The following is a 10,674-nucleotide window of genomic DNA, read 5'->3' as shown; positions in this document are numbered from 1 at the left end:
GCTATTATGGCAGCAAGCAAAAAATGGACGATGCCTATTCAGAATTGGAAAGCTGCCATGAATCGCTTTAGTATCATTTTTGAAGAGCGTGTAACCAAGTATTTTTAAATCTGCATTTACACAGAATTATTTACACACTCTTTTATATATTTTAGTGTTTTCTATAAGTTTTACAGTTGTTTTTATCTGTTTATCAATGATCGTTGTACCTTACAAATTTGTATATGAAAACACTTTTGACTTTATCTATCCAGTAGTTGGGGCTTTTATTTTTAGTATTGTGCTTGTAATTTCTATTGGTATAGTTCGACTTTATCGGCAATTCTTTTAGCATGGAAGATTTATTCTTTTGGTTTTTAGTGAATGTACTAGATGGTGAGTTGGCTCATTAGATTGTGAGTAGAGGCAAAAAGTACAATGACCTTTTTTCTTAATATATGCACTTACTTTCACAAGTATTTATACAACTTTCTTAATTGTTCATGTTCTAAAAGGGTTTTCAATCCCTTGGTTTGGATTGGGGGGAACAAGTTTATCGGTTGCTTTGAATGTTGCGAGCCTTTTGTGGTTGGTTGATCGTTTTGGAAAAGGAATTTCGGTTAAATTAGTTCGGATAAATGATATGAAAAACAAAATGTTATATTTTATCATCTGTTTGTTGATAGTTAACGCAAATGCCACACCGATTTACTTTAACCAGCATCATCAGCCAATCAAAGTTAAATCATGGAAAGAAATTCGTGATGAAAATATTGTTAAGCAAGACCTAGATTATTCCTGTGGTGCGGCTTCGATTGCAACTTTATTGAATGGTTATTTTCAACAAAATGTGAGTGAAGAAGATGTTTTAAAGCTGATGGACACTGGTGACATGATGGCTTCTTTTGAAGATATGCAACGTGCATTAGGCGAGTTGGGTTATGAGGCAAAGGGCTATGCAGTGTCTTTTGAAACCTTGCAAACCTTAAAAATCCCAGTCATTGTTTATGTCAAACATCGTAAAACCGATCATTTTAGTGTAGTTAGTGGAATTAATTTACAGTTTATCCGACTCGCTGATCCATCTTTAGGTAAGACCACATTGTCTAAACATCAGTTTTTAGAGATGTGGAATACCCGAGATGATGAAACTTTTACTGGAAAGATTTTAGTGATTTTACCAAAAAATCATCTACAAGTTCAGGATGATCAGAAGAGTACATTTTTCACCAAGCAAGTGAAACAACTTTCGGTGCAGTCTTTACGATTTTTATCTTCTCAATAAATCCAATAATATTCGTAGTGATTTAGGGTGAGGTTCACCCTAAATCTTGCGGATCAATATCCAAAGTCAGACGCAGTTCAAACTTACGTTGTTGTTTAAACAGCCATTGCCACCACGGTGCAATCTGCCGTTGTAGCTCGATACGTGAATCACTAAACAAGATTAAATGCGTCCGATAAAACCCTGCTTTCTTTGGCATCGGCGCATGGACAGGCCCCCACACATCGACTTTTGCCTCGCCAAAACTCGCCCAATGTTGCAAAGCAAATTGCAGAAAATCTACGTTGTACAATTCATTCTGACTTTCCGCTCGGATCAACACGCAGTAGCGATAAGGCGGAAGATGCCCAATCTTACGCTCCGCCAATGCCTGCTTGGCAAAACTTGCATAGCCTTTGGTCACCAAACTTTGTAATAGCGGATGATCGGGACGTAGACTTTGCAACAGCACTTCGCCTTTGATTTGTCCACGACCAGCCCGTCCAGCGACTTGCATGATCAGTTGCGCTGTGCGTTCAGGCGCTCGAAAGTCTGCACTCATTAGCCCAGCATCAATATCCAAGATCGTCACCAAGCTGACATAGGGGAAATGATGACCTTTGGCGAGCATCTGTGTGCCCAAGAATATCGCCGCACCCGAACGATGAGCACGTTGATAAATCTTCAGCCAACTGTCTTGGCGTGTGGTGGTATCTCGATCAACCCGAATCACAGGATAGTCGGGGAAGAGTTGATTGAGACTTTCTTCAATCCGAGCCGTGCCGTGTCCGATCGGAAGCAACTCTTCATGATTGCACGCAGGGCAGACTTTCGGCACAGGCTGCATATAGTTGCAGTGGTGACATTGCAGGATCGGGCGAGGCTTGAGGTGATAGCTGAGATGGGTATCACATTGCGGACAATCCGCTTGCCAAGCACACGCACCGCACATCAACACAGGCGAATAACCACGCCGATTGATAAAGACCAAGACTTGATGTTGTTTTTTCAGTTGCGCATCGATGTGTTGTATTAATGGCTCAGCAAGTCCAAATTGTTTTTTCTGCGCTTTTAGGTCAATCAATTTGAACTGCGGTGGCTGTGCCTGTCCTGCACGTTCAGTCAAAGTTAAATGCTGTAATTTCTCTTGCTCGACCAAGTGCAAACTTTCAAAACTCGGTGTGGCAGAACCGAGAATAATCGGACAATTCTGCTTAAAAGCACGATATAACGCCACATCACGAGCATGGTAACGCATGTGATCTTGCTGCTTAAATGACAAATCATGCTCTTCATCGAGAATGATCAAGCCGAGCTTTGGCAAAGGACAGAAGATCGCCAAACGTGTACCCAAAATAATACTGGCTTTACCTGTCTGCGCTTGTTGCCATGCTTGCAGCCGTTTGGTGTCACTCAAACCTGAATGCAATAGCACCACATCCGTATGAAAACGCGCTTTGAATCGGTCAATGGTCTGCGGTGTCAGTCCAATCTCAGGCACGAGGACGAGGACTTGTTGTCCTTTTTCCAGGACTTTTTGCATCACTTGCAAATAGACTTCGGTTTTGCCACTGCCTGTAATACCGTCAAGTAGAAAGCCTTGATATTTGCCAAGCGATTGACTGATTTTTTTAATCGCTGACTTTTGTTCGCTGTTGGCATCCAATGGCATTTGTGCGAGTTGCATTGCGGTTGGCTGAAAGTCAATCGGTTGTTGAAAGCTCTCGGCGAGCCCACGTTTTTCCAGTTGTTTCAGCTGTGCCGTACTGATTCCTGAAAGATTTAAAATCGCTTCAGTTGCGCCGTTGCGATGGAGTTGTAAGGCTTGATAAGCAGCGAAAAGTTTTGAAGTTTTTTGTGGCAGTTTTACCGTGTCTGCATCATTTTCTTTGATCGTCACCGCTCGCCAATGATATGCAAGCAACAGATAAGGGCGACCTTGCTTTAAGAAATTGGGCAACGCAGACAGCACCACTTCTCCAACTGGTGCTTGATAATATTGCGCCACCCATTGCAAGAGATGCAACACCTGCTGATCAATTAGCGCAGGCTCATCAAATAGTTTTGTAATGGTTTTGAGTTTAAATTGCCCATGAAATGGCGTGTTGGTATCGAACTTTTCCACGATGATGCCGATCAACTGCCGATTCATAAATGGCACTTTGACCCGTGCACCAATCACTGCATCATTAAATTGCTCAGCACTGACTTCATAATCGATCAAATCATAAATATGCACTGCGATCGCTAAACGCAGACGATAAGGATATACAGTGTGTTGCGAAGCTGACGTTGGTGGTGTCACATCTGTCATACAATAGGCGACCTAAATAGTGGATCGAAAAAAGTGCATCGAAAATAGTCGAGCGAAAAATCTTAAACAGACATGGCGCAAAATACGATACTCAGTTATGCTTGAGTCCAAGTTGTGATGGATAGATTTAAAACGATCTAAGCGATACATTTGCAAGGAAAAACTGCAAAAGTCCATCACCGAGATAATGGCATAATGAAATCGAAAAGTTAAGAGTTGGCAATGCCTGCGTATCAATATTCAGCGCTCGACGCTTCAGGAAAACAGCATAAAGGCATCATGGATGGTGATTCTGCAAGGCAGATTCGTCAGCAGTTACGTGATCAAGCACTGACGCCATTACAAGTCGAAGCGGTACAACACAAACAAACTGGTCAAAGTCGTTGGTTTCAAAAGAAACTTACCGCTTATGATTTGGCACTCATGACACGTCAATTATCGGTGTTAATCGCTGCCAGTATTCCTTTAGAAGAAGCTATTCGAGCCGTCGCAAAGCAAAGCGAAAAGAAACACGTTGAGAGTTTATTGCTGTCTGTGCGAGCCAAAGTCTTAGAAGGGCATTCGCTTGCCAAAGCCCTAGATCAAAGTGGCAATTTTCCAACCCTTTATATTGCCACCGTCGCTGCGGGTGAGCGTTCAGGGCCTTTGGATTTGATCTTGGAACAGTTGGCCGACTATACCGAAGGTCGTTTTGCCATGCAGAAGAAGATTCAGGGAGCAATGATCTATCCTGTGATTCTGATGCTGATGTCTTTTGCGATCATCATGGGGCTGATGACCTATGTGGTGCCTGATATTGTCAAAGTCTTTGCCAATACCGATCAAGCCTTGCCGTGGATTACCCAAGCCTTGATGGCGACTAGTGATTTTATCCGTAATTATTGGATGTACATGTTGGTACTCGGTGCTTTGGGATTGTTTCTGCTCGGTCGATTTTTACGGACGGATGCAGGGCATTACACACTTGATCGTTTTATCCTCAAGTTGCCATTATTTGGTAAATTATCTCGTGGTATCAACTCGGCACGCTTTGCCAGTACTTTGTCTATTCTGACTCGGTCGGGTGTGCCTTTAGTCGATGCCTTAAAAATCGGTGCGGCGGTGAGTAGCAATTGGGTGATTCGAGATGCCGTCAACCATGCGGCAGAAAAAGTCGTGGAGGGTGGTAATCTCGCCACACAGCTTGAGCGTTCGGGCTATTTCCCACCGATGATGGTGCAAATGATTCGTAGCGGTGAAAACTCAGGCGAGCTAGATCGCATGTTGATTCGTGCATCAGATATGCAAGATAAACAAATTAGTAGCCTGATCACGACATTACTGGCTTTACTTGAGCCGTTGATGTTGGTATTTATGGCAGGAATCGTTTTAGTGATTGTGATCGCCGTGATGTTACCGATCGTGAATATGAATAATTTAATTTAAGATTTTGGAGTTGTATTTTATGAGTCAAGCGATGCGCCAATTAGTCAAACAACAACATGAACAATCTGTCGATCATATGAGCCAACACGTCACCGAAGTTGATTGCCCAAGCACAGCTTGTGCCCTTGCGACACGGTCGAGCGCTGCTCGACTACATCGTGTCTCAGGCTTTACCCTGATCGAAGTCATGGTCGTGATCGTGATTCTCGGTGTTTTAGCAGCACTCATCGTACCGAATGTCATGGGTCGAGGCGAAAAAGCCAAAGTCGATACCACAGAAATCACCTTGAGCGGTACAGCAGGCGCACTCGATCAATATAAACTCGATAATGGTCGCTATCCTTCGATGCAAGATGGCGGACTCGAAGCTTTAATCAAACAACCTGCTTCTGCGAAAAACTGGATGCAAGGTGGCTATGTCAAAGGTGGCTACCCAACGGACAGTTGGGACAACGATCTGCAATATACCATTCCAAGTACCGAAGGTCGCCCTTATGATCTCTATTCGTTTGGCGCAGACGGTCAAGAAGGTGGGGAAGATAATGATGCTGATATTTATTATCAACATTAAAAATATAAATAGATTGAAAAATAATCATGAGATTCGGCTTTGGGAAAATACCTAAAGCCGAATTTAAATATAAGAAATATTCGATCGTAATAATAATTAAAATAAATCAAATCTTATAACTTAATAAAAATCAGTGTGATGAAGCTTATTTAACAATAATTATTAATTTTGATAGCTACAATTTTGATGAATTATGAGTAAAAAGAGAAGTACTTTCTAGATTGATTTTTTGCATAATTATTAAATACAAAATAAATCATTTTCTAGGAGGGGGAGATGTTTGAATTTTTAGTTCAAGACAAAGTCAATCATTTGCACTGGAAAATGATTAAAGTCAATTTGATGATCTTATCGAGCTTTGCGATTTCATTATTTTGGATAGATTTGCTACAAGGCGCAGAAGGCAGTAGCCAAATTGTGATTGGTTTTTTTGCACTGAGTTTTATTTTTGCAAGTGGCTTAGTCGCATTGTTGATAGCATTGCAAGTATCGACTTGGCAAGCAAACTTTACACAGAATGCACTTGAACAGTGGTTGTTTAAGTTTTATCGCCAAGTGCCGATGGCATTTTTTAGTAGCTTATTGATTACCGCATTTTTGCAGATTTAAAGCGCTACTGTGAATCTTCCCCTTGGAGTAATGCTGATCAGTTAAGCGTAATTTTTATTATACTGATTGATAAATCTCCCCCATCGCGAATCAATGTTTCTCATCTTTAAAAAACAGGGGAGCACCATTGAATTGTGCACTGTATTGCATGTCGAAATACTCCCTCCTTTGAAAAAGCAGGGCTTGGGAGGATTAAAATGCTTAACTGGCTGGCATTATCCCTTTTGAGGGGAGGAATTATCGTAGCCTATCTAAGTTAGCGACGCTGCTTAAAGCGAGTGTCAACTACTTTGGGTTTATAGATCAAACCCAGGATCAACAACAATGCACAGAATAACAAAATCGCCCAATCACCCAAACGGCTATACAGCGTTTGACCTGTAAAGGCAGGCAACTCACCACGTAGCACTTGACGCAAATCCATTGGAAGTTGGCTGACGATATGCCCTTGTTCATTGATGAACGCCGTCACACCCGTATTGGTGGCACGGATGATCCAACGCCCATTTTCTTTGGCACGCATTTGTACCATTTGAAGGTGTTGCCATGGGCCAGCTGTACCTGTAAACCACGCATCGTTGGAAATCGTGACAAGGAAGTCGGTATCCAAAGCATTTTTACGGGTGATATTCGGATAAGCCACTTCATAGCAAATCGCAGAAGCCAAACGATGATTTTTGATCATCAAAGGTGGCTGTTGATCATGCCCTGCGCTAAAGCCACTGAGCGCCAAATCATTCGATACACCTGGTACGACCCAAGATAATGCGCCTGAAAATGGAATGTATTCGCCAAAAGGCACAAGGCGTTGTTTGTAATACATCCCTTGAGATTCTGAGCCTGTCGCCATGATGCTGTTATAGTACAGTGGCTTATCAGTCGTGGAATTATTTACATCCCAATACGGAATACCCGTGACCCAAGCCGAACCTTGCGATTTGGCATGGTCGCTGATGATGTCTAAAAACGGTTGAATATCGGTCTGAAACATCGGAATCGAGGCTTCAGGCCACACTACGAGATCACGTCCCCATTCAGTTTGGCTCATCGTTGCATAGATGCTTAAAGTCTGTGCTTGGTATTCCACCAACCATTTCAAATCTTGCGGAATATTGCCTTGAATCAGTGAAACAGACAGAGGTAGTTGATTTTTCGGCTCGACCCATTGTAATTGTTTTGCACCAAAAGCGCCTGCAATCAACAGCAGAATCGGTAAAATCCAAAAGCGTTTACCGAATAAACATTCAGTCAATGCTGAAGCGATCAGAATGACAACGAAAGATACGCCAAAAATACCAAACAATGGTGCGTACTCATCTAAGCCATAATTGGTAAATGCATAACCGGCAAATAACCATGGAAATCCTGTAAAAATCCACGTTTTTAACCATTCAAAAAACACCCAAATAGGTGCGAAAGTTAGTGGTGTTTCAGGAAAAAATCGACGATAAAACCAAGCTTGCACCGCACTAAACACGCCCATGGCAATCGCCATGAGCGCAATGAGAAATACTGCGATATAGGCAGGCGTGTCACCATAAACATGGATTGATGTATATAGCCAAAATGCACCGACGAACCACAACCCGATACCATAGCTCCAGCCGATGAAAAAGGCATGTTTGCTACTACGTTGATGTAAGCAAGCATAGAGCAAAGCAGGCGAGAGAATCGCCAACCACCAATAATGATAAGGTGCGAGTGCTAAAGGTAAAACTGCCCCTGCACAGAGCGCAATTAAACATACCAAACCCAACGAAAAACGATGGTTTTGTGCAAATGCAGGTGGTGCTTTTAATCGTTGTATAAATTGAGAAAAAGCATTACTCATGCGCGTACAGCTCGGATACGTTGGATACTACGTGTGTCCGCCTCAATAATGGTAAAACTCCAATCCGCAAGTTCAATCACTTGACCTTGCAAATCACTCACCAAACCAATCTCCTGCAGTAACAATCCGCCCATGGTTTCCACTTCATCATCAGGGAACTTGCTTGCAAGAATTGTATTGAAATACTCAATCGGAGTCAGAGCTTGCACGATCCAAGCGTTTTGTTGTTCAGACTCAGGATCAGGTTGAATAAACTGAGCAAATTGATCGACTTCATCATGTTCGTCTTCAATCTCACCGACGATTTCTTCTAAAATATCTTCTAAAGTCACAATGCCAGAAGTTGTGCCATATTCATCAATCACGATCGCAAGATGCGACTGCGTGTTTTTCAGCATACGCAATACTTGGTCAGAGCGTGCGCTTTCAGGAACGAATAGCGCTTGACGCATTAACGTTGGAATATCAACTTTACGATTAACCTGATTTAAAAAAGGTAAAAGGTCTTTTGCCAGCAATACGCCAACGACTTTGTCGCTATTTTCCGCTGAAAATACTGGGAAGCGAGAATGTGCAGACTCAATCAAGACATGGATAATGTCGAGAACGTCATCATCTTCTTGTAAACTGACCAACGAGGTGCGCGGTGTCATGACTTCACGAATCTTGGTCGCAGGCAAATCAAGCACGCCTTCAAGCATTGCCACTGTGTCGGGCTCAAGATATTGCCGTGAGTCTTGTACCAGTTTTAATAATTCATCACGTGTTTCAGGTGCAGTGTTTAACCATTTTTTTAAGCCACGTGCCCACGAGGGGCTTGATTCGTCTTGCATGACAGATCCTAAAATCCCAACAAAAATTGTCTAAAGGTGAGCTCATCATACCGAAGAAAGAAGTGCTATGCATCTAAAAACATGTGGAAATTTATTGCAATGTGTTTGGCGATCCACGTTGTACTTTTGATCAGTGAGTTTGTGGTAGAATTCGACATCTTTATTGAACACAAATGTCCCTGTAATGAAATCTAATGAGCCAATACAGAAAATTGCTAAACAACTGGATACACGTGGTTTGCGTTGTCCAGAGCCTGTAATGATGTTGCATCAAGCCATTCGTAAATCTGTAAAAGGCGATGTTGTCGAAGTTCTTGCAACAGACCCCTCGACATCTTGGGATATTCCTAAATTTTGTATCCATCTTGGACATGCGTTATTGATCAATGAGCAGCGTGAGCTTGAAGGGCAATCTATTTATTATTATCAAGTGCAAAAGCAGTAAGCCGATTCTATATTGATACAGATCAACAGGTTCTAATATGCCTGACCAAAAATAAAACGGACAAGATGAGTCCGTTTTGAATTGTCGATTTTTTTAAATTGACTGGTGTGGTTTATACCGCATCTTCATGTAAAGCTTCGTTAAGCTGATCGACAACAATCGTCCAGTCATCATCTGTAATGGTTTTTTCTGCCAATAATGCACGCTGACCCACACTCCAAAATGGCGCATCACAAATATAGACGCAAGCTTCCAGTTGATGTGCTTTGATAAACTCCTGAATTGACGCTTCATCAGACGCTAAACCAAGTTGTTCAAATAAGTTTGTCATACTTGGCTGTGATGTGTTCATCATGGCGAATCTCCATTTTTATCGTAAGTATTTACACACCAACATAGCATAGCTCATCAATCGAAATATAGATGATTTGCAAAACAATACAAAAAAGTAAATTCAATTTTTTCAAGGTGATTCACCGATTTAAAAGTTATAATAAGAAAATTTTTTTGAATCACAAACACATGCCTATTGATGATCAATTCGTCTACGACCCACCAACAGCACCCTTAGAAATTTTATATGAAGACGATGACTTGATTGTTATCAATAAGCCTGCTGGCTTACTATCGGTGATGGGGCGATTGGCAGAACATCGAGATAGTGCATACTGGCGAATCCTTCAACATTTTCCCAACGCAAAAGTCACTCATCGCTTAGATATGGCAACGTCAGGGATTTTGATTTTTGCGAAAGATCGTGATGCTGAAGTTGCAATGAGTCGGTTGTTCCAACAGCGTGCTATCAAAAAATATTACACAGCACTTGTAGAAGGAAAGTTAATCGGGCATGGGTTAATAGATGTGCCAATTATTACAGATTGGGAAAATCGACCACGCCAAAAAATTGACTATGACATTGGCAAGTCTGCGCAAACGAAATATCAAGCTGTTAGGTACATGAGAGAATATCAGTGTACTGAAGTCAGTCTTCAACCAATTACAGGGCGATCACATCAACTACGTGTGCATATGCTTTATCTTGGACACCCGATTGTTGGAGATAAAATCTATAACTCAGAGGCAAAAAATGCACATACAAATCAAATGGCACTTCATGCTAGTCAAATCGAATTCATACATCCATTACAAAAGAAAGAAATATTGATTAAAAGCCATCCAAACTTTTAGAAAAAGGCAGATTTCTGTCCAATAAACAACCACTCGGTATAAAAAGTTGATGTTTGGGGTTGAATTGGAATTGTGATGGTGTAGAATGCGCACCTACCGGCGGGGATGCGGATAAAAACTTGTTGATTAACAGTTATTTAGCTTGATGGTTAAATTTTTTGGTTGATTGGATGGGTTTAAAAATTATCTGTAATTTCAGTTGACTTTTTAGAGAT

General features: G+C 41.6%; 9 protein-coding genes and 1 pseudogene. 6 read left to right on the top strand and 4 right to left on the bottom strand.

The window, feature by feature from the left end; all coding sequences use genetic code 11:
* Window positions 1-562 precede the first annotated feature (562 nt).
* The gene (locus ACE3PQ_RS07110; RefSeq protein ID WP_374296469.1) at window positions 563-1,264 is read left to right on the top strand and encodes a C39 family peptidase; all 702 of its coding nucleotides are present in this window, start codon (window positions 563-565) and stop codon (window positions 1,262-1,264) included.
* A gap of 34 nt (window positions 1,265-1,298) precedes the next feature.
* Here the strand turns inward: ACE3PQ_RS07110 and ACE3PQ_RS07105 are convergent, their stop codons facing one another.
* On the bottom strand, window positions 1,299-3,557 hold the full coding sequence (locus ACE3PQ_RS07105; protein WP_374296467.1) for a primosomal protein N': 2,259 nt from the start codon (window positions 3,555-3,557) through the stop codon (window positions 1,299-1,301).
* A 222-nt stretch (window positions 3,558-3,779) separates the two neighbouring features.
* On the opposite strand from ACE3PQ_RS07105, the gene gspF reads away from it, so the two are divergent.
* The 3 genes from gspF (at window position 3,780) to ACE3PQ_RS07090 (ending at window position 6,162) form a co-directional block, all read left to right on the top strand.
* Window positions 3,780-4,982 (top strand): type II secretion system inner membrane protein GspF, encoded by a 1,203-nt coding sequence (gene gspF, locus ACE3PQ_RS07100; RefSeq protein ID WP_374296465.1) that lies wholly within the window; start codon window positions 3,780-3,782, stop codon window positions 4,980-4,982.
* A gap of 76 nt (window positions 4,983-5,058) precedes the next feature.
* A complete protein-coding gene (gene gspG / locus ACE3PQ_RS07095) occupies window positions 5,059-5,553 on the top strand; it encodes a type II secretion system major pseudopilin GspG (RefSeq protein WP_374296471.1) in 495 nt (164 codons plus the stop codon).
* Between the two features lie 276 nt (window positions 5,554-5,829).
* Window positions 5,830-6,162: a hypothetical protein gene (locus ACE3PQ_RS07090; RefSeq protein ID WP_374296463.1), complete on the top strand. Its 333-nt coding sequence runs from the start codon at window positions 5,830-5,832 to the stop codon at window positions 6,160-6,162.
* A gap of 256 nt (window positions 6,163-6,418) precedes the next feature.
* On the opposite strand, the pseudogene lnt reads toward ACE3PQ_RS07090, so the two are convergent.
* Together lnt and ACE3PQ_RS07080 are read right to left on the bottom strand one after the other, a co-directional pair.
* Window positions 6,419-7,909: pseudogene (gene lnt, locus ACE3PQ_RS07085) on the bottom strand (apolipoprotein N-acyltransferase); the annotation flags it as partial.
* An 80-nt stretch (window positions 7,910-7,989) separates the two neighbouring features.
* Complete coding sequence (locus ACE3PQ_RS07080; protein ID WP_241572910.1) at window positions 7,990-8,826, bottom strand: CBS domain-containing protein; 837 nt, start codon at window positions 8,824-8,826, stop codon at window positions 7,990-7,992.
* A gap of 184 nt (window positions 8,827-9,010) precedes the next feature.
* Between ACE3PQ_RS07080 and tusA the strand changes: the two genes are divergently transcribed.
* A complete protein-coding gene (tusA, locus tag ACE3PQ_RS07075; protein ID WP_374296460.1) occupies window positions 9,011-9,271 on the top strand; it encodes a sulfurtransferase TusA in 261 nt (86 codons plus the stop codon).
* 112 nt (window positions 9,272-9,383) lie between these two features.
* Here the strand turns inward: tusA and ACE3PQ_RS07070 are convergent, their stop codons facing one another.
* On the bottom strand, window positions 9,384-9,623 hold the full coding sequence (locus tag ACE3PQ_RS07070) for a DUF2789 family protein (protein WP_241573022.1): 240 nt from the start codon (window positions 9,621-9,623) through the stop codon (window positions 9,384-9,386).
* A gap of 170 nt (window positions 9,624-9,793) precedes the next feature.
* Here ACE3PQ_RS07070 and ACE3PQ_RS07065 point away from each other — a divergent pair, with 170 nt between their 5' ends.
* Window positions 9,794-10,459, top strand: a complete 666-nt coding sequence (locus tag ACE3PQ_RS07065) for a pseudouridine synthase (protein WP_374296458.1) — start codon at window positions 9,794-9,796, stop codon at window positions 10,457-10,459.
* Window positions 10,460-10,674: the final 215 nt, after the last annotated feature.

The sequence above is a fragment of the Acinetobacter sp. genome (genome assembly GCF_041911495.1).
GTDB lineage: Bacteria > Pseudomonadota > Gammaproteobacteria > Pseudomonadales > Moraxellaceae > Acinetobacter.
The sequence above is the reverse complement of the archived record's forward strand: the minus strand, read 5'-3'. Positions and strand labels throughout refer to the sequence as shown.